Origin of the sequence: Leptospira montravelensis (assembly GCF_004770045.1) — a bacterium.
Classification (GTDB): domain Bacteria; phylum Spirochaetota; class Leptospiria; order Leptospirales; family Leptospiraceae; genus Leptospira_A; species Leptospira_A montravelensis.
Genome location: NZ_RQFO01000017.1, coordinates 622,353 through 642,254, shown reverse-complemented (window position 1 = coordinate 642,254; position 19,902 = coordinate 622,353). Strand labels below are relative to the sequence as shown.

The following is a 19,902-nucleotide window of genomic DNA, read 5'->3' as shown; positions in this document are numbered from 1 at the left end:
TCAAAAAAAATTAGGATGTACGCTCAAAAAGATAAGTAAAAATTTGTCAGAATTTTTTCTGATCGGTGCAATATAGTTGGAACGAAAATGAAAATTAAAAAAATTATAACTGTTATGGAAAAAATTGAAAAATCGCTGTTAGGTGGTATTTTTTCTGGTAAATGCCCGTTATTAGTCATGTCTTTTTTGTTAGGCGATAAAATCTTTGGGGGAAAAACCTAGTGTTGGAATTTAAAAATGTGTTCAAATCATTTCACAATGAATCGGAAACGATTGATGTGTTGAAAAATATTTCATTTCGCATTGAAACGGGTGAATTTGTAGCGATTATAGGCCCATCTGGTTCAGGCAAATCAACACTACTTGGTGTAGCGGCCGGTCTAGATAAACCTGATATTGGAGTTGTAGCACTGGATGGAACTGATGTAACAAAGGAAAATGAATCTAATTTAGCTGATTTACGTGCAGACAAAATAGGTTTTATCTTTCAAAACTTCCAATTGCTTCCTGGCCTCAATGCCATTGAGAATGTTGGAATTCCATTGTACTTAAAATCCTCACTCACTGAGGCAGAGATTTTAAAAAAATCAGAAAAAATATTGGAATCTGTGTCTATGTCTCACAGAGCCACTCACTTCCCAAAACAATTGTCAGGTGGTGAAGAACAAAGAATTGCCATTGCAAGAAGTTTTGTGAATGATCCAAAGATTATTTTTGCAGATGAACCAACTGCTAATTTGGATTTTAAAAATAGTAAAACTGTTTTAGATCTTTTGTTATATAGAAACAAAGAACAAGGCACCACTCTTGTTGTGGTCACACATGATCCTGATGTGGCAAAACTGGCCGATCGTGTTTTAGAAATGAGAGACGGGGAAATTATTTCTGATTTTAGGAATAAAACAAAATCTACTTCCGGTTCTTCTAAAAAACTGACTACAAAAAAGACCACCAAACAAAATAAAACGACTATTGGTTCTAAGAAGGTCAGTCGATGAAAGTTTCTTTATTTCGTTTTTATCTAAAACGTGAGCTTTTTTCTCGTTTTCGGTATTCACTGCTTATCGTTGTGTCCATCACCCTTGGTGTGGGATCGGTGATCGGAATTCATTCCTACAAAGACAATACAGCGAATGCTATAAAAAGAGAGGCAAAATCGATCATGGGGGCCGATATTGCCCTCCAATCCCCCCAAGAAATCACAAAAACAGCAGAAAATTTGGTAAAAACAACCCTCCCGAAGGGTTCCGAGACCAGTGCTTCCATCCAGTTTCTATCCATGATTTCCAATGAATCGGGGGAGGAAAACTCGCTAAGTTTTATCAAAGCGGTAGAAACCAATTACCCTTTCTACGGGGAAATGAAAACCGAACCAGAAGCCGCTTATCGCAATTTAAAACCAAACCAAGTTTTACTCGATAAATCTCTCGTAGAAAACTTAAAACTTAAAATCGGTGACCGAGTACGTTTGGGTGATAGTTTACTTGTGTTAGCTGGTTTTGTGGTAAAAGAACCAGGTGCTGTGGGTTCCTTTGTTGGATCTGCTCCCGGTTCCATCATTTTAAGAGATACGGCAAACAGGACAGGGCTTGTCCAACGAGGAAGTAGGATTCGTTATACCATTTATGCGAAATTTCCAGATACTGTAGACAGTTTGGGTTGGAAGGACAAAGAGTTTGAAGCCCTGATTAAAGAAGATTTAACCATTTATCACAATACAGAAGTTAATTCCGGGTCCCAACAGTTTATCAAAAACACATTTGATTATATGGCACTCCTTGCTTTGGCGGGATTCTTTTTAGGAGCCATTTCAGTTTATACAGCAGTGAGAACGAGGTTACTCGAAAAACGAAACGAAATCGCCATTCTTATGTGCCTTGGTGCCAAACCAAACGTGATTTTACTTTTGGTTTTTGCAGAGATTTTCATTCTTTCGATTTTCGGAACTACACTTGGCCTTGCCCTTGGGTATGGAATCCAATCCATCTTACCGGATATCAGTGGACTCATGACGGTAGAATCTGGAATTGTCTTTGGACTTTCTTTTTCTTCCATACTTTGGAGTTTGGTGTTGGGAGTGATCCTTCCACTTCTTATTTCCATTCCTCTTGTCTTAGAAACAAGATCTGTGAAACCACTGGCTGCTTTAAAAGAAGTGGAATCACAAACTAGTGGAAAACTTTCCACATCCAAATGGCAATTTGGATCTTTCCTTTTGATTTATGTTTTGTTTACCAGTCTTGCTGTCCTCGAAACAGAAAGTTTCTTTAAAGGAATCCTCTTTACATTGGTATTGTTAACGTTACCGGTTCTTGTGTACGGATTGTACATATTTCTTGGCTTTTTTATCACAAAAATATCAAAACTAGGATGGTTATCCAAAGAATGGAGCCTTGTGACAAAAAAAGTCACTCGTAAATCGGGAGCACTTAGGCTTTCTATTATCGGACTTGGATCGGCACTGTTCATTCTCACCTTATCTCTTATTTTACAAGAGAGTTTACTCGAACTAAGCGGTGCTCGTGAGATAGAACGTAGGCCCAATATGTTTTTATTAGATATCCGAGAAACTCAGAAAGAGGACCTACTAACGGCGATTAAGACCTTTCCAGTGGATAAACAGTTTTTGGCTCCTGTCATTGGAGCAAGGCTTTCCAAAGTCAATGGAGAACCCATCAAAAAAGAAGATACGATCAAAAACGCAATGGATCGGAATTGGCGCGCCACCGCAAGGACTCGGGAATACTTTTTGTCCTATCGGGATGAGATGTATGATACAGAAGAAGTGACCAAAGGTTCCTGGTGGGACAATTCAGGACGCAATGAAATTTCCGTAGAAAGGGATTTTGCCGGGTATTTGCAGGCGGGAGTGGGCGACGAACTGACCTTCAATGTCCAAGGTCGAGAAGTTTCAGGAAAAATCACTAATTTACGTTCAGTGAACTGGGCGGATATGAAACCAAACTTTGTGGTTTTATTTTCCAAAGGTATTTTGGAAAAGGCTCCGCGTTTTTATATTGTTTCCTTACTCATTGATTCTGGGGAAAGCAGATACCAATTACAAAAGGTCATTGTGAATCGGTTTCCGAACATCACAGTGATCGACACAGAAAAAACCATCCAAGCCTTTATGGGAATTTTGGAAAAAGTCACTCAAATGATGGCTCTTATGACTGCTTTTATCTTAGCAGCTTCCTTTGTTCTCGTATTTACAACGTTATATGCCAGCCAATCCGAAAGAAAACGGGAGTTTGCCCTTTTACGAGTCATTGGTGCGAACAGTCGTTTTATGGTAAAACATTTCCTGCGTGAAGCATTGCTTGTTTCTGTGATTTCATTTTTACTCGGATTAATATATTCCGTTGTAGCAAATGAAGTTCTCAATCGGTCAGTTTTGGAATTAAGAAGTGTTTATCCTTACGGTCAACTGAGTTTAGTGTTTTTAGGAATTTGTTTAGTGACTGTGAGTTTGTATGCCTTAGGACTTTTTAGTTTCTTTCGAATGCCAACGAAAACAGTGTTAAAGGAAATCAAATAAAGAGAGGGTTTGGTGTATGAATTTGACCCTATATGTATGAGTTCTATTGTTATGTATAGATGAAAGATTAAATTAAGACAGTTTTTCTTTCTTCATCCAAACAAAAAAGCCCGGAGTGTTAAGCCGGGCTTTCTCATTGAAAGAGATGTTTTCGGGATTATTGTGCTACCGAAATAACCTCATCTCGGTTGATTACGTTAACAATATGTTTGTATTCAGGAGAATCTTTTCCATATTTTAACTCGGTTGCACGTAATAAGTGAACGTTCTTTTTGTAACGATACTTGAAGAGCATATCATCTGGACCTTTTGTCTTTTTGATCATGTTTTCTTCGAAGCTATATGCACTTGCAAGATACTTGTGAGCAGGGTATTCTTTCTCGTTGTCATCGATTTCGATGTAAAGTTCAAGAATTGGGATACACTGAGGTAGGTTTTGAAGGTCATACTCAGCCATTACCCAAGAACGATAAACATCAGAAAGAAGTCTTTTAAACTCAGGTCTTTCTCTTAAATCAGGGTTTTTAATTTCATCAAGGTGGTTGATCGATTTAGAGAAGTAGTTAAGAGCTTCTTGTTTCGCTTTCATTTTTTCGCGGTAAACAACTCGTTCTTCTCTAGATTTACGATCTACTTTTTGCCAGTACCATTTTTCATCTAAACGTTTCTTTTCCGCTTCTTCTTTGCGGAATTGTTCCACCCAATCTCTATTTTTCATAATGGTATTTACACCAGATTGGTAGTTAGAAAGAGCCAAACGGAATTGGTTGTTGGCGAAAGTTTTAGAAAGTTGGTGTAACTCTTGGAAAGTTTTGTTATACCCTTTATAATCAGGATTCTTCCAAAGAGATTCCTGTTCCATAATTTCTTTCTTTCTCTTTTTTTGGTCTTCTGTGAGTTCCGCATCGTCGTTTTCAGGAACGAGCTCGCCTTTGAGAAGTTCGTCGACTTGGTCTTTAGCCGCTTGGCTTTCTTGAGCGTTAGCAGGCTGAGTTTGTGCGAAAAGCACACTGAAGCCGGACACCAGTTGGAGAATAAGGAGATACTTAATAATCTTCATAGTCGTGTGACCCTTTTGTCTCTTTCAATATTTTGAACAAATAGGTTTATCTATTTCTTCAATGAAAGTATCGGAATGGCAAGAGTCAATAATAACGAATTAATACGGAAAAAAACCTAATTGTGAACTTTTTCTTTCGATTCTCTTTGGTTTAAAGAGACATAAGTCCTAATTCTCCTAAAAAATCTCATTCCTTGACAGCTTAGAGAATTCGAGAAGATTGCTCCTTGGAGATGAATTTATCCGAAATTACTTCCATCCGAGACGGAAATCCGCAGTGTAAAACCTGTGGCGGGGTCGGAATTACCTTAGCAGAGCATGTTCGTGGCTCACGTTCTGGGGCTTTGGTTCTTTGCCATTGTATTGGCAGTGACTGTAACACTTGTGAGTCGAAAGGGCAAGCTCCCTTTATGACTTTTGACAGGAAGGTGGACAAAATGCTCCCTTGTGTTTGTCATAATGCAAGGTTTTCCCTTCGCAACCTAGAGAATTTAGTCGAAAAAGCAAACATTCCGGCACGGTATCGATTCCAATTTTTGTCTACAATCGACATTGGTGACACTGCAAGCGACCCTGATATGTCTTTTATCATTGCTCACGACTGGGCAAACGAACTCGTTCATAAATTTAAAAATGCAGATTTCACTCCGCAGGGGTTTTATCTTTGGGGTGGGACAGGGTCTGGAAAAACACTTCTTGCATGTGTGATTTTAAACGAACTCATTTTTCGATACGGGATTACGTGTAAGTATGCTAAGGTGAATAAAGACTTTTTGTCTGCCATTCGTGATACTTACCAGTCTGATAGCGAAACTCATGGACAAGAACGTTCCATCGAAAGAGAATTCGCCAATGTTGATGTTCTCATCATTGATGACTTCGGTGTCCAAAAGGAATCCGAATTCAACAATCGAAAGTTATACGATCTCATCGACAGTCGTTATGAACAAGAAAAACTCACTCTCCTGACTTCGAACCATTCGCTCATAGAGTGGAGAGACCGAGGCCAAGGTAGAATTTATTCGCGGCTTATGGAAATGACCAAAGAAATTGAACTCAAGTGTCCCGATTATCGCACTAAGTTTGTAAAGAGGTAAGATTATGAAATATTCCAATATTGCCTTTTTGTCTCTGGGTTCGAACATCGGTGACAGGCACCATTTTATGGACCAGGCAATTTGGGAAATTTCTACCTTACCAGAAGTGCAAATTTTAAAACAATCCGAACGATTGGAAACGGCCCCACTAGAAAATACAAACCAACCTTATTTTTTAAATCAAATTTTAAAGGTAATGGTATCTTCAGCTTTCACTCTTCCTTGTTTGCTTGATTCCCTCCAAGCCATTGAAGACAAACTGGGGAGGAAACGTAGGTCTTGGAAGGGCCCAAGAGAAATCGATATCGATATTCTTACCTACGAAGCGGTTGTAATGAAAACTGATTTTTTACACTTGCCTCACCATTCGCTTTATACAAGACCATTCATCAAACAGTTGTTAACAGATATGGGAGAAATTGGAGTGTATGCGCTCTATTTGGAACTAAACCATGAAAAACATTATTCTACAGTATAAAAAAAAATACGATGCGGGAGAACCTATCTCTGTCATCACTTGTTACGATTATACCTTTGCCACTCTTTTCAACAGAACCGAAGTGGATTGCCTCCTAGTAGGTGATTCTCTCGGAATGGTGATCCAAGGAAATCATTCCACACTACCTGTTACTTTAGATGAAATCATCTATCATACAAAAGCGGTTTGTAAGGGAGCACCCGACAAAACCATTATCGCTGATCTGCCGTTTTTATCTTACCAAACATCCATTGAAGACGGGATTCGTTCTGCAGGCCGTGTTTTAAAAGAAACCAATGCTTCTTGTGTAAAACTAGAAGGGGATTCCGATTTTATCATCGAACTCACAAAACGAATGACAGAATCAGGAATTCCGGTTTTTGCTCATTTGGGTCTCACACCACAATCGGTTCACACTCTTGGTGGACACCGTGTCCAAGGAAAAACAGAGGCCGCTCGTTCCAAAATGGTTCGTAAATCCAGAGAACTTGCCGAAGCAGGCGCCTTTGCCTTGTTACTCGAAATGGTTCCCGAATCTCTCGGAAAAGAAATCACAGAATCCATTCGCATTCCAACGATTGGGATAGGAGCCGGAAAATACACTTCGGGCCAAGTGCTTGTGATGCAGGATTTACTGGGTCTCAATGAAGACTTTCATCCTAAGTTTTTGAAGAAGTTTGGGAATCTCAGCGGGGCGGTAAAGGATGCAGTGAATTTGTATCACCGCGAAGTTACGAAACGTGAGTATCCATCGGATGCCCACGTTTTTTCAGATACTTAAACTTTATTTTCTCTTTCTAGCAGCTTCTGCCAAACGTTCGAACATAGGAACCGTTGTTTCCCAAGAAACACAAGCATCTGTGATGGACTGACCATAGGTCAGAGGTTTCGCATCAATGGACTGGTTTCCTTCTTTCAAATGACTTTCGATCATCACACCTAGGATATGTTTGCTGCCTTGTGCAAATTGTTCTGCTACAGCATCAATCACAGCTGGTTGTTTGCGAAAATCTTTTTGGCTATTTCCATGAGAACAATCGATCATCACTTTAGCCGGAAGGCCTGCTTTTTCAATTTGTGCACCTAGTTCATTGACTGACGCCTCATCAAAGTTAGGTCCTTTGTTTCCCCCACGTAAAATCACATGAGTGTCTTTGTTTCCTGCGGTTCGAAAGATCGCACTACTTCCTTGGTTAGTAACAGAAAGAAAATGATGACTAGAACTTGCCGATCGAATGGCGTCCACAGCGATCTGAACATTTCCATCGGTTCCATTTTTAAAACCAATGGGAGCAGAAAGTCCTGAGGCTAGTTCCCTGTGGACTTGGCTTTCTGTGGTTCTGGCACCAATGGCACCCCAAGCCACTAAGTCTGCAATGTACTGCGGGGAAATTACATCCAAAAATTCGGTCCCACAAGGGATTCCCATATTGTTAAGGTCTAATAAAAGTTTACGGGCCAATTGGAGCCCTTTATTGATATGAAAAGATCCATCTAAATCAGGATCGTTAATGAGTCCTTTCCAACCGACAGTGGTTCTTGGTTTTTCAAAATACACTCGCATCACTATGAGAAGTTCATTTTTGAACTCTTCAATTTTTGGTTTGAGTTTGGATGCATATTCCATTACGGCACCAATGTCATGAACAGAACATGGTCCCACGACAACTAACATACGTTTATTGTCTTTTCCGTGTATGATATCAGAAATTTCACTTCTGGTGCGGACAACCACTTCAGAGGCAGCATCAGTTAACGGAAGTTCTTCAATGATGACCGACGGTGGGATGAGACTATGTTGTTCTAAAATTCTTAAATTGGCTGTAGGTTTCATAATTAATACTTTTGCATGGAAGGATCGACTAAATCGGAATAAGCTAAAGTTCCTCCGGCTACGTTTTTATAGGATTTAAATCCAGCTTGGGCTAAAATTCCACAGGCCATTCCTGACCTTCCACCGGAACGACAGTACACTAAAATTTCTTTATCAATTTGACTTTTGATTTCCTCAATTCGGGCCGCAAGTTCGCTTACGGGAATGAGTTTGTCTGTGCCAGGAACCAAAGCAATTTGTTGTTCATTTGGGTTTCTTACATCCAATACAAAAAAATCATCTTTGCCTTCTGCACGCGCATCTAGACGTTTTTTAAAACTGACTACATCGATTTCCGGTACCATTATGTGACTCCGCCCATTTCCTCTAGTTCTATCGTTACATCCTCCCAACGTTTCGTAAGGAGGGTTATCTCTCTTTTAATATCGTTATAAGTGTCCATTTCCAACTGAAAACTTCTGTTTTTAAAGAACTCAGGATCCTGTAAAAGTTCTTCTTTGTCCTTTTTATTTTTTTCCAGTCTTTCTATTTGGACTTCCAATTCGGAAATTTCTTTCTCTAATTTTTTTCGTTTGTTTTTGCTGGCTTGCGGATTGGTCTTTTTTTCCTCAAATTTAGATTTGGCAGCGGAATTTTGGGCCGGGGATTCCGTCTCGTCTTCTTTATGGAACTTGAGGTAGTCATCAAAACTACAATTTAGATTTTGTAACACTCCACCTGAGAGTTGGAAGGTGCGGTTACAAAGTCCTTTCATAAAATCAGGATCGTGGCTAATGATGAGTAGGCTTCCCGGAAAATCAATGAGAGCCCGTTTGACCGCTTCCCGAATTACGATATCCAAGTGGTTTGTTGGTTCATCCAAAAATAAACAATTGGAAGGATGGTTGACAAGGAGTGCCAATCGGAGTCGACTCTGTTCACCACCAGACAAGTGTTTTACGGATTTAAAAACTCCATCTCCAGGAAAGGCAAAATGTCCAAGAAGGGTTCTTGCCCTTTCTTCACTCAGTTCGGGGTATTTTTTAATTACAGTTTCGACTAGGTTTAGTGATTCATCCAGGTCTTCCCCATGTGTTTGGGAAAAATATCCAAGTTTAGTTTTTGGGCCATAATAGAGAGAACCAGAATCCAACTTATGCCTTTCTAAAAGGCAACGCATGAGAGTTGATTTTCCGGCTCCATTCGGGCCAACGAGCGCCACTTTGTCGCCCGCTGAAATTTCAATTTCTGCATTTTCAAATATAGTTTTTTTCACACCCGTATTTTTATCTGGATACGAGAAGGAAGCATTTTCTAAACGAAGGATGATATTACTCGAAGGAAGAAATTGGAATTGGTAGTCTGGTTTTTGGTTCCAAAAGGATTCTTCTGGATTGTCTAGTTTGTCTCTTTTTTCCAATCGTTTGATCACCGATTGGACTTGTCTTGCTTTGGTCGCTTGGGCACGAAATCGTTCCACCCATTCCATACGGCTTTTTAGATAACTTTCTTCTTTTGCGAATTGGGCTTTGAGTTGTTCTTGGATTTCATTTTTGGCTTCAAAAAATTCTTCCAAACTTCCTTGGAACTCAAACGTTCCATGAGGATTGATTTCAATGATGGTATCCACTGTTTGGTTTAAAAATTCAGGATCATGTGTTACTAACACAAAGGCTTGGTTCTGGGATACCAGAAAGTCAGCTAACCAAGATTTGGTTTTGTCATCCAAATGGTTAGTGGGTTCATCCAAAAGTAATAAATTATGTGGATTGAGAAGGGCAATGGCAAGACCGATGCGGTGGTGGTAACCGGGTGAAAACTCTTTGGTTTTTCTCTGGAAGTCGGCCGTAGAAAATCCAAGTCCCGATAGAATTTTTTTGGCACGAGCTTCAAGACCGTGTAAGTCGTGTAAGTGGGCAAATTCTTCCAAATCACTTTGATCGTGGAGGAGTTCCTCAAAAGCAGGATCATCGTGACTTATCGTTTCGAATTTGGATTCGATGAGTTTTCGTTTCCCATCGTATTCTGCATAAAGTTTGTTTTCATCGAGGACGGTTTCGATGACAGAAGTTTCCGGGTTAAATTCGGGGATCTGTTGGAAAAGGGAAAGGACGGTATTTTTGGAACGAATGACTTCCCCAGATTCGGGTTTCATCTTTCCTGCGGCCATTTGGAAAAGAGTAGTTTTTCCAGAACCGTTGGGCCCAACGATAGCAACCCGGCACCCAGGTTTGATATGCCAACTGAAACCCTCAAAGAGGACTTTGGGGCCAAAGTGTTGATGGATTTGGATGAATTGGATCAATGCGCTTGTGAAAACCCGCCAATCGGCGGGGATTTAGGAGGGACTAACCTTATTTTTTGGCTAGAAGTTCCTCTTTTCTTTCGCGAAGGTGTTTCACATAAAGGCTAGATTCGCCGTTCATAGTTTCCACTGACTTTTTGATGGCTGCATCAATTTCAGCTACCGTCATTTTCGCGATTTTTTTGTTTTTCTTTTCTTTTTCTTCTGACATGGAAGTTTTCCCCTTTTAGGTACGTCACTGAGATTCTTCCAGGGTTTCCTTGCTAAATGAGACTGCAAGAAAAATAAGACAAAAATACAGACAAGTTGTAAATTGACCGCATGAAACGACTCCGACGATTTTTCAGCGAAGTTTACCTATATGATGTCCACGGACTTGCTTCGGAACTTTCCTTTACTTTTCTTCTCACGCTTTTTCCACTTCTCGTTGTTTTTGTGACCTTACTTGGACTTTTGCAAGATCCAAAAACCATCAATTTGATGACGGATCAAATTGGAAAATTTTTACCTGCACCCATCTTCCAACCCATAGACAAAAGTGTCGAAAATCTAACAAAAGTTAAGAGTTATAATGTAATTGCGCTCAGTATTGCGATTTCCTTTTTTTCTAGTTTAACGATTTTTGGAACCATATCCAAAGCTCTTAGGTTTATCTCTCGAGATGAAACCAAAGTTGGTTTTATATCTTCTCAGTGGATTAACTTTCGTTTGCTTGTAATTTCTCTTGTTTTACTTGTTTTGTATTTTTATTTAACTTATGGGATGGTGCAAGCGGAACGACTGTTGTTTCAAAAGTTTCGATTTGGTTTTTTTCGAAACCATCCTTATTTATCTGTCTCACTCATTATTTTACCCTATAGCATTGGACTTTTTACATTCTATTATGCTTATATTACCAAAGCAAAAACTACTTTAAAAGAAAATTTACCGGGTGCCATTTTTGCCTCGCTTTTGGTACTGGGAATGAGTTTTGGATTTCAGTTTTATTTAAAAATGAAAAACGTAGGTGTGAATTATTCCTTAGCCTACGATCTGATTTCTAAAATGGTAGTTCTCATGTTATACACATATATTAACTCAACATTTTTTATTTGGGGATTTTTATGGAACCAAGTCCTTGCTGATGACCGGAATAAAAAATCTCAGTCTAAAAAATAATCGGGCTCTAGAATCCGTGGACAGAACGATATGATAATTCCGAAGTAGTGGCGAGCGAGCGAAAAAAAGAGCCACTCTCCACCGGAAGAAAGGATATCATCAGCATCGAGATCTGTGTATCCTTTTTTATGAAATAACTGGTCTAAACTCCAGTTTTCTTCTCCTGGAATGACTTGGACCTTGAGATGGGCATAAAATTTGTTCTCTTGGTGATGATAGCGAAATACTAAAGCTCTTCCACCTAACGGATTTCTGATGGTAAAGGTCAACCAACTGGGAAAATCATTATCAGGTTCAGAACTTAAATGGTAAAGTTCCCAACCCACATCTTTAGCATTTCCAAAAAATTCATGAAAACTAGAAGTGAATGCGGATTGGTATTCGGCAGTGATTCCCATTTCTTTTATGATAGAAATAAAACATCGTTTTTATTGCAAATTCTATCTAACTTTTCCATTCGAAGATTTAATTGGTTTTTTACAGAGAAAAACAAATTCCAGTTTCCCTAAGAATGAGACCCAATAGGATGGGGACTTGAGGTTTGCAAAATGATCGAAACCATCAATATCAATTGGCCGAGTGGAGCCATCGATCCCGTTATACATTGCCCTGCTTGTGGTAGTTTGGTATTAAGTCCATTAGAAGAAGAAGGGCCTGGTTGCCACCATATTCAGTTTATCATTGATAGTGAATCAGGTGAATTTAACTACATAACAGAACCATTCGATGAAATTTTAAAAGAATTTCGTAAACCCGGTGTAGAAGAATTTGATGAGTGGGATGCTACAGAAGTCTTTTTAGAAGAAGCAGAATCGAATACATTTTATGTAATGAATTTAATTTTACCTAGCAATGTTTCTATTGAGGATGATCCCGTTTGTTTACGAATTGGGTTTGAACTGTTTTTTACTGAAGACCAAGAAGAATTATACGAAGAATTAGAAAGAAGACATGATGAGGACGGATTACATGACCACAGCCAGAACTAAAGTTTTTAAAATCGGAATACTTTTCCCTTTATTTATTATATTCACTAATTGTTTGGTCAGTTATAAAGATCATCCTAAAATTCTTCCGCTTCCAGCAGAAGAAAAAACAAACGATTCTAACTTTGTTTATGTTCTTCCTACCTTTCCTCAAATGAATTTAGGCGGAAGAGAAGCCTTAAAAAATTATTTTCAAAACAAAACTCGTTTTAAAAATACTGTCGAAGGTGTGGATGTACCTAAATCTGGGTATTTAGTCAATGTAAAGGTTAACTACCGTTCACCGTCTCCTGAGGCAACTGTGTTTCTCGGAATTTCTACTTTGACTGCAACTTTACTCCCTGCATGGTCCACTCAAGACGGGTATGATGTACAATACCTACTTTATAAAGATGGAAAAAAAGTGGGAACCTATGAATATCATATCTTTAGAAATTATGCGCAGTGGTTACTATTTATCCCAATTTCTTGGTATAATTTTGAAACGGCCACAGAACGTGAGGTATTTGAGAGAATGACATTCAAGTTTTTTGAGGATGCAAAGCAGCATTTTTAATCTCTTTGGACTTATATTTCCAAATATACAATGATTTTGTTTGGGGCTTTTGGCCCGGGATCATTGTTGTATTTGGGGTTGGATTTTTTGTTGGATACTTAGCTTCCTTTTTGGGACTCGGGGGTGGATTTATTTACACTCCCTTTTTTCATAGTTTCTTTCATTTAACTGCTGTTCAAGCAGTCGCTGTATCTCTTGCGCAGATGCCTGTATCTGCATTGTCAGGCCTTTATGTGTATTACAAAAATGATAAGATACGATGGAAACAAGGGTTTTTGTTACTTGTCACCTCCATTCCTGCGGCACAGTACACCGCTTATGCATTTGGAAGATTTGAAGATACCGAACTCGGCAAACAGCTGTATAATGGAATTCCTTTATCTGAGTTTATATACTTAATTGTATTCACTGTTTTTTTAGGAATCCTTGCGATATATAATATGGTTACTGCTTTAAAGAGAAGAAGGAAATACTTTCAATCGGTAGAAGTTCAGTCACAAATTTCAGATTCAGTTTCAAAGGTTGGGTCTAGTTCGTCTTTATCAAATCAAAATACCAATTCTCAAGTGGCAACTGATTTGAAAACTAACGAAAATCAATTGGAATCATTTTCTTTTACGGCAAAGTCAGCTATCATTGTTCTTGTTACTGGAATATTTTTTGGTTTGTTTTCTTCTTTATTTGGAATAGGCGGAGGATTCCTCGCTGTTCCATTATTTGTTTATCATTTTCGTATGAGTCCAGTCGAGGCTGTAGCTACATCATTTTTAGGAATCTTCCTTACTTCCTTTGGAACAACAGTCCAATTTCTTTTATTAGGAAAATTACATTGGGAACTCGCCCTCATTGGAAGTTTTGGTGGGATTTTTGGAGCAAGGATTGGTTCGTTGAAAGCTGTAAAAGCAAAACCTTACACAATATTATTGGTCACGGCCTTCTTTCAGTTTTTAGTTGTGGGTTGGTATTTGGTTGGTAAACTTCCAAAATTTTAGTTAATAAAACTCGTTGCAATCTTTAGTATATCGTCTAAATTGGGTAACCGAAAAAGATGAGACCAAGTTTTCCTGAAGCACAGTTAATCGATACCCCAAGTGGTAAAGTTCCCAAAAAATACAGTTGTGCGGAATGTCGTAACGGGGCAGGTCTAGATTTTTCTTTTACAATGGCTTTCCAACCAATCGTTGATTGGAATCAGAAAACCATTTATTCACATGAAGCACTGGTGCGTGGAATTAATGGCGAATCCGCTTATTCCATTCTTTCGAAAGTAAATTCAACTAACAGATACCAGTTTGACCAAGCTTGCCGAATCAAAGCCATCCAACTCGCAAGTCAAATAGGGATTCCATCTTATTTGAATATTAACTTTTTGCCTAATGCTGTTTACCAACCAGAAACTTGTATCCGCACGACTCTCGAAGCTAGTAAGGAATACCAATTTCCTTTGAATCGATTGGTGTTTGAATTAACAGAAGGGGAAGAAGTACTAGACCATGACCATATCATCAATATTTTTAAAACTTACCAAGAATATGGATTTTTGACTGCCATTGATGATTTTGGCTCCGGTTACTCTGGACTCAATTTACTCGCAAAATTCCAACCTGACCTCATTAAGTTAGATATGGAACTTATCCGAAACATCCATACCAATTCTGTAGCTCAAAAATTAACCAAAGCCATTGCGAATGTTTGTCAGGAAATTGGAATCGCAGTGATAGCCGAAGGTGTAGAGACTACCGATGAATTGAAAGTATTGGTAGATATGGGAATTTCTCTCTACCAAGGGTATTTGTTTTCCAAACCAGCCTTTGAATCTGTTGGTGAAGTGGTTTTTCCTACTCTTTAAATTAAGAAACTACTTAATTCACGTCTAGGGGAATTGTATTCGTACGAACTTCTACCCATCCTTGCTATCAATTGGATTTGTTCTTTTGGTTTTAGGCCAAGGATCGTTTTTAGTTGTTTGGTGAACTGGCGACTTTCAGGATAATCTTCCACAGCTTGGTTCATGGTGTGAAAGGCAATTTCTCTGACCGCACAAGCCAAAGTGAGACGCATAAAATCCCGACCCGTTTCTATCCAAGTTCTTTCTTCATCAGAACCTTCCGTGATGAATAATACAAGAGCCTTAGAAGAATACACTTGCTTTTGGAACATTTGAATTCCTGCTTCTCTTGCAGATTCTGAATGCCATGATTCTTTCGATAGATCTACAAAGAATGTTTTAGCAAACCAAAGTTTGATTCCTGAAAGTCCATTTCCTTCTAATGTGAGTCCGTCTCGTTTTGTATAAATGTCTTCTTTTGAAATTCGAAACCATTTTCGATTCAGTTCATTGGATATGGTGCGATTGGTTTCCATCGCAAAGGCCGCATCCAAAATAGGAAGTATGGATTCTAATTGTTTTGGATCATTTACGAAGAGTAATTTATGTTTCGTGGGACCCATTAACATTTTTAAGTCTTCTAATTCTTCCTTTGAAATTAAATTACCAGAATATACGGAACGATTCATTCTGCGGTTAGGAACACCTGCAAATAAAAAATCATGAACACATTTAGATTTGGGGAAAATTTCAAATTTTGCTACGGGCAAATTGGCAAAGGTTTTTGGTCCGGGTTTGCCTTTTGGAAAGTAGGTGATTTTTGTATCGAACATTAGTTTATCGGCTGTTAAATGAGCAAGTTCCAAAAAACAACCTTGTGTGTGGAAAAATTGCCGATTGAGAGAATCGATTTCTAAAAGTTGTTTCTCTTTATCGCCAAAAAGTAAAAATTCCGAATCGGAAACCTTTTTTATTTTCCAAGGTTGCGAATTATGGGAATTGGGTGCCAGGAGAGCTGTGACAAGGATCTGCTCTAGTGGCTTGGTTAAACCGAGGGACTCTGCAAAATTGAGGGGGTCTTTTCTATGGAGAATTGAATCCGTACCACTATAAGCATATAAATTATTTTGCAATGTGGAGAGTGACACAAGAGCGCCAGATGCCAAACTGTTCCAGAGAAAACTTTTTCTTGTGAGCTTCATTATTTTTCCATTTATGGTTTTATACCTTAATTGGATAGGAGTCTAATATAAAATGTCAACCAACTCTGAACCTTTTTCCATTGATATCGTGTCCGATGTAGCTTGCCCCTGGTGTTATGTAGGAAAAAAGAAACTAGAGTTGGCTCTCCAGACTGTTGGAAACAAAATAGATCCCCAAGTTCGATGGAGACCTTTCCAACTTTCGCCAGAAATTCCTGAATCTGGGATTGATTACAAAGAACACCTAACACAAAAATTTGGAAGTTTGGACCGGTTGGATGGTGCTTGGCAACGTTTGACAGAAATTGGTAAATCGGTAGGCATTCCTTTTCAGTTTGAAGCCATCCCCAAAGCTACCAATACCCTCATTTTACACGCACTGGTTGCGGGACTTTCGACTTTAGAAGAACAGGCAAAACTCGTAGATTTGTTTTTTGCAGCAAACTTTACTGAAGGTAAAGACCTCACAAACAAGGAAGTGATTTGGAAAGTAGCAGAGCCGATTTATAAAGATCGCACCAAATTTGATGCCATTTTTGAAAACCCAGAACTCAAAGAAAATATCCGACAAGAGATTTCTTATTACCATCAAAATGGAATTAGTGGCGTTCCTTACTTTATTATTGGCGGTAAGTATGCTGTGAGTGGGGCACAAGATCCTTCTGTTTTTGTAGAAGTCATTGAGACTGTATTAAAAGAACGAGAATCAGAAAAACCAAGTTGATAAATTAACGTTTCATCTTGACCCAACCTTCAAGATTTTTAGATTGATTCTAACCGTAATCTATTTATGAAAAAAATTATACATTTCTTCGTCTATAAACCATTAGTTGCTAATTTGGTTTTTATCTTTTTGTTCCTTGCGGGAATGATTTCCGTTTTATCGATGAAACGGGAAGCATTTCCCCGAGTGAACTTTCGCCAAGTGCGAGTTCTCACCGTGTATCCTGGGGCAAGCCCTGTGGATGTAGAAAAAAAAGTTACCATTCCCATCGAAGAGAAGTTACGCGAAGTAGAAGGATTAGATTCGGTTCGTTCCATTTCCCGAAACTCTGAATCCGATATCAGTATCAAAATTGATTTAGAACACAATAACCCCGATGGTGTTGTCAACGATATCAGACGTGCCGTTGATCGTGTTACCAATTTACCAATTCAAGTGAAAGATCGTCCTATTGTTACAGAACAAAAAAGTTCCAACTTTCCCGTGTTAGAAATTGCGATCCACGGTGCTATGGATGAAATGGAACTTCAGGAAATGGGTAGGTTCATCGAAGATGAAATGCGCAAAGTAACAGGTGTTTCTCGTGTGGATGCTTTTGGTAAAAGAAAAGAAGAATGGCGCATACGTGTTGATCCCGAGTTAAAAAAACGATATACACTTGGATTTTCTGATATTATCAACGCTATTTCGAAACGAAATATCAGTGTTCCTGCTGGCTCTTTTTTGCGACCGATTACCCAAGACATTCGTGTGACTGGAGAAATTAACGAAATCAATGATATTAAAAATATTCCTATTCGTTCTAATGAAACTGGAAATACAATTTTATTATCCCAAGTTGCAAATGTAAAAGACACTTATGAAAGACCTAGGGTGATTGCTATTGTAAACGGCGAACCAGCTTATGTTTTGCAAATCATTAAAAAGGACAGTGCTGATATTATTCGTACCGTACAAGCTGTTCAGGAACGAATTAACGAATTAAAAAAACAAATACCTGCGAACATTCAATTTACAGAATTAAATAATGAAGGGGCACGTGCCATCAAACGTTTGGATGTTGTGATCACCAACTCTTTGCAAGGTTTATTTTTGGTTGTGGTAGTTCTCATTCTCTTTTTTAGTTTTAAAGATTCGTTACTCACAAGTCTTTCATTGCCACTAACATTATTTGCAACAACCATTGCATTTCCTATCTTTGATGTATCATTCAATTTAGTATCGATGCTCGGAATCATCATCTCTTTGGGGATGCTCGTAGATAATAGCATCATCATTTCAGAAAATATCTACAAACATAGATCCAGAAAAATTGATTCAAGGGAAGCTGCGGTTCTAGGTGCTAGTGAATTGTTTGTTCCGATCATAGGATCTTATTTAACCACGGTGGCTGCATTTTTACCTATGGCATTTATGTCTGGAATTATGGGTAAATTCATTTGGCAAATTCCATTTATGGTCATTGTCGCTTTGACTTTATCATTATTTGAATCCTTTTTACTACTTCCCGTGCGTTATGCACAGTTTACTTCTCATGAGGTAAAAAAACGTTCGAAACATAGAGAAAAATTTCGCACTGTTCTAGAAAATGGATTTGAGGCGTTAAAATCTGGATTTACGCGTTTTATTACTCGTGTTGTGAATCGTCCATTTCTAACTCTTGGTTCCATTCTCATTGTTTTTCTATCTTCCTGCGGGCTCGTAGGGCTAATGAATTTCAATTTATTCCCCAAGGAAGGAATTGATTATGTGATGGTCCGTGCGGAATTTCCTCCTGATTTTTCGGCGCAAGAGACCGCAAAACAACTGCAATACTTCCAACCAATTTTGGATAAAATTCCTAAAAAGGAAGTACAAAGTATTATTTTAAAAATTGGAATCCAACAAACTGATCCTACCGATCCATTAACTCGGATTGGGGAACAGTTAGGAATGGCACAAATCATTCTTGTTCCAGAAACAGAAAGGAAACGAACTGCTCAGGAAATTTTTGGTGAATTGGAACCTGATCTAAAAAAACTACCGAATGCGGTTTCTGTGATGGTGGATTTGGTGGTCAATGGTCCTCCTATTGGGGCTGCCGTCACTGTTGCGATAGAAGGTAGAGATTATAAAATCCTAAAACAAATATCCAATGAGATGCAAGATTTTCTTAGAAAACAAGAAGGTGTCATCAATATCAACGATGATTACAAACCGGGTAGAGAAGAAATTCAAATTCGAGTAAAAGATACGGCCTCAGCCATTACTGGAATCGATACGGAAATTACTGCGTATTATGTTCGTACAGCGATGGAAGGTTTAGAGGCATCTAACTTACGTAAAGGTAAAGACGAAGTTCGAATCATTATTCAAAACGATGACAGATTTCGAGATGGAGTTGAAGATTTAGATTCCATTCAAATTTCAAACAAATTTGGCCTTCTAACGCCGATTACTGCGGTGACAACTAAAACTACAGTCCAAGGAATCGAAGCATTATATCATAATGATTATGAAAAAGCAATTACGGTTCTAGCAGATGTAAACGAAGCAATCACAAGTTCCTCTATCGTAAATAGTAAAATTGTAAATGAATTTGGAAACATTGGCAAAAAATATCCAGGATATAAAATCAAATTTAGAGGAGAACAAGAAGAGACAGCAAAATCAATGGTATCCCTTTTGGTTGCCGGAGTGCTTGCCCTTTTTGGAATTTTTGCCATCCTCGCAATCATCTTCAATAGCATTAAAAAACCTATACTCATTCTTCTTTCCATACCACTTGGTTTTGTTGGTGTAGTGTTTGGATTTTTGATTTCAGGAAAGGCTTTAAGTTTTCTTGCCATGATTGGAATCATTGGTCTTGCTGGAGTGATTGTGAATGCTTCGATTGTACTTGTAGATACAATTCAAGAATTCCAAGCAAAAGGCGAAGGTTTGTATGAGTCTTTGGTTACTGCCTCTTCGGAAAGGTTCCGGCCAATTTTAGTGACAACCATGACAACGATGGCAGGTATGATTCCCACAGCATACGCGATAGGTGGATCAGATCCGCTTCTCATTCCAATGACATTGTCATTAGCATGGGGACTTGGATTTGGAACTTTTGGATCCCTTATCTTTATCCCCGCTAGTTTCTCGGCTTATTACAAACTAAAGAAAAGAAGTTAAGATC

19 protein-coding genes are annotated in these 19,902 nt (G+C 38.6%); 12 read left to right on the top strand and 7 right to left on the bottom strand.

From position 1 onward, the window contains the following. The first annotated feature begins 221 nt into the window (after positions 1 to 221). Both EHQ31_RS16895 and EHQ31_RS16890 read left to right on the top strand, forming a co-directional pair. Positions 222 to 998 (top strand): ABC transporter ATP-binding protein, encoded by a 777-nt coding sequence (locus EHQ31_RS16895; RefSeq protein ID WP_135572240.1) that lies wholly within the window; start codon positions 222 to 224, stop codon positions 996 to 998. Beyond that, complete coding sequence (locus EHQ31_RS16890) at positions 995 to 3,538, top strand: ABC transporter permease (protein ID WP_135572238.1); 2,544 nt, start codon at positions 995 to 997, stop codon at positions 3,536 to 3,538. Before EHQ31_RS16895 ends, EHQ31_RS16890 begins: the two co-directional genes overlap by 4 nt. A gap of 157 nt (positions 3,539 to 3,695) precedes the next feature. Here the strand turns inward: EHQ31_RS16890 and fcpA are convergent, their stop codons facing one another. Next, positions 3,696 to 4,598: a flagellar coiling protein FcpA gene (fcpA, locus tag EHQ31_RS16885; RefSeq protein WP_135572236.1), complete on the bottom strand. Its 903-nt coding sequence runs from the start codon at positions 4,596 to 4,598 to the stop codon at positions 3,696 to 3,698. 233 nt (positions 4,599 to 4,831) lie between these two features. Between fcpA and EHQ31_RS16880 the strand changes: the two genes are divergently transcribed. Genes EHQ31_RS16880 through panB form a run of 3 tightly spaced genes read left to right on the top strand, consistent with a single transcriptional unit; the run spans position 4,832 to position 6,954 of the window. Next, complete coding sequence (locus EHQ31_RS16880) at positions 4,832 to 5,695, top strand: ATP-binding protein (RefSeq protein ID WP_167481670.1); 864 nt, start codon at positions 4,832 to 4,834, stop codon at positions 5,693 to 5,695. A 4-nt stretch (positions 5,696 to 5,699) separates the two neighbouring features. Further along, the gene (folK, locus tag EHQ31_RS16875) at positions 5,700 to 6,173 is read left to right on the top strand and encodes a 2-amino-4-hydroxy-6-hydroxymethyldihydropteridine diphosphokinase (RefSeq protein WP_135572232.1); all 474 of its coding nucleotides are present in this window, start codon (positions 5,700 to 5,702) and stop codon (positions 6,171 to 6,173) included. Beyond that, positions 6,148 to 6,954: a 3-methyl-2-oxobutanoate hydroxymethyltransferase gene (gene panB, locus EHQ31_RS16870; protein ID WP_135572230.1), complete on the top strand. Its 807-nt coding sequence runs from the start codon at positions 6,148 to 6,150 to the stop codon at positions 6,952 to 6,954. The genes folK and panB overlap by 26 nt, the downstream gene beginning before the upstream one ends. Positions 6,955 to 6,957: 3 nt before the next feature. On the opposite strand, the gene EHQ31_RS16865 is transcribed toward panB, so the two are convergent. The 4 genes from EHQ31_RS16865 to EHQ31_RS18835 are packed head-to-tail and all read right to left on the bottom strand — an operon-like array spanning position 6,958 to position 10,502. Next, the gene (locus tag EHQ31_RS16865) at positions 6,958 to 8,007 is read right to left on the bottom strand and encodes a 3-deoxy-7-phosphoheptulonate synthase (protein WP_135572228.1); all 1,050 of its coding nucleotides are present in this window, start codon (positions 8,005 to 8,007) and stop codon (positions 6,958 to 6,960) included. 2 nt (positions 8,008 to 8,009) lie between these two features. Beyond that, on the bottom strand, positions 8,010 to 8,351 hold the full coding sequence (locus EHQ31_RS16860) for a rhodanese-like domain-containing protein (protein WP_135572225.1): 342 nt from the start codon (positions 8,349 to 8,351) through the stop codon (positions 8,010 to 8,012). After that, positions 8,351 to 10,291, bottom strand: coding sequence for an ABC-F family ATP-binding cassette domain-containing protein (locus EHQ31_RS16855; protein ID WP_135572223.1), 1,941 nt, complete (start codon positions 10,289 to 10,291; stop codon positions 8,351 to 8,353). Before EHQ31_RS16855 ends, EHQ31_RS16860 begins: the two co-directional genes overlap by 1 nt. A gap of 49 nt (positions 10,292 to 10,340) precedes the next feature. After that, complete coding sequence (locus tag EHQ31_RS18835) at positions 10,341 to 10,502, bottom strand: hypothetical protein (RefSeq protein ID WP_004786402.1); 162 nt, start codon at positions 10,500 to 10,502, stop codon at positions 10,341 to 10,343. Between the two features lie 110 nt (positions 10,503 to 10,612). Between EHQ31_RS18835 and EHQ31_RS16850 the strand changes: the two genes are divergently transcribed. Continuing rightward, on the top strand, positions 10,613 to 11,449 hold the full coding sequence (locus EHQ31_RS16850; RefSeq protein WP_135572221.1) for a YihY/virulence factor BrkB family protein: 837 nt from the start codon (positions 10,613 to 10,615) through the stop codon (positions 11,447 to 11,449). Here EHQ31_RS16850 and EHQ31_RS16845 read toward each other — a convergent pair. Then, on the bottom strand, positions 11,434 to 11,847 hold the full coding sequence (locus tag EHQ31_RS16845) for a hypothetical protein (protein ID WP_135572219.1): 414 nt from the start codon (positions 11,845 to 11,847) through the stop codon (positions 11,434 to 11,436). The genes EHQ31_RS16850 and EHQ31_RS16845 overlap by 16 nt on opposite strands. A 150-nt stretch (positions 11,848 to 11,997) precedes the next feature. Here EHQ31_RS16845 and EHQ31_RS16840 point away from each other — a divergent pair, with 150 nt between their 5' ends. From EHQ31_RS16840 to EHQ31_RS16825, 4 genes are read left to right on the top strand one after another with little or no spacing between them, the layout of a single operon-like run. Next, positions 11,998 to 12,438, top strand: a complete 441-nt coding sequence (locus tag EHQ31_RS16840; RefSeq protein WP_135572217.1) for a hypothetical protein — start codon at positions 11,998 to 12,000, stop codon at positions 12,436 to 12,438. Then, positions 12,419 to 12,991: an LIC12231 family lipoprotein gene (locus tag EHQ31_RS16835; protein WP_135572215.1), complete on the top strand. Its 573-nt coding sequence runs from the start codon at positions 12,419 to 12,421 to the stop codon at positions 12,989 to 12,991. Before EHQ31_RS16840 ends, EHQ31_RS16835 begins: the two co-directional genes overlap by 20 nt. 5 nt (positions 12,992 to 12,996) lie before the next feature. Further along, on the top strand, positions 12,997 to 13,983 hold the full coding sequence (locus EHQ31_RS16830) for a sulfite exporter TauE/SafE family protein (RefSeq protein ID WP_135572213.1): 987 nt from the start codon (positions 12,997 to 12,999) through the stop codon (positions 13,981 to 13,983). A gap of 56 nt (positions 13,984 to 14,039) precedes the next feature. After that, positions 14,040 to 14,840 (top strand): EAL domain-containing protein, encoded by an 801-nt coding sequence (locus EHQ31_RS16825; protein ID WP_208652792.1) that lies wholly within the window; start codon positions 14,040 to 14,042, stop codon positions 14,838 to 14,840. Here the strand turns inward: EHQ31_RS16825 and EHQ31_RS16820 are convergent. After that, positions 14,837 to 16,021 carry an Acg family FMN-binding oxidoreductase gene (locus EHQ31_RS16820; RefSeq protein WP_135572211.1) on the bottom strand — a complete coding sequence of 395 codons (1,185 nt, stop codon included), beginning with the start codon at positions 16,019 to 16,021 and terminating at the stop codon, positions 14,837 to 14,839. The genes EHQ31_RS16825 and EHQ31_RS16820 overlap by 4 nt on opposite strands. 52 nt (positions 16,022 to 16,073) lie before the next feature. On the opposite strand from EHQ31_RS16820, the gene EHQ31_RS16815 reads away from it, so the two are divergent. Together EHQ31_RS16815 and EHQ31_RS16810 are read left to right on the top strand one after the other, a co-directional pair. Next, positions 16,074 to 16,745, top strand: coding sequence for a DsbA family oxidoreductase (locus tag EHQ31_RS16815; RefSeq protein ID WP_135572209.1), 672 nt, complete (start codon positions 16,074 to 16,076; stop codon positions 16,743 to 16,745). Positions 16,746 to 16,811: 66 nt separating this feature from the next. Then, positions 16,812 to 19,898 carry an efflux RND transporter permease subunit gene (locus tag EHQ31_RS16810; protein ID WP_135572207.1) on the top strand — a complete coding sequence of 1,029 codons (3,087 nt, stop codon included), beginning with the start codon at positions 16,812 to 16,814 and terminating at the stop codon, positions 19,896 to 19,898. Positions 19,899 to 19,902 lie beyond the last annotated feature (4 nt).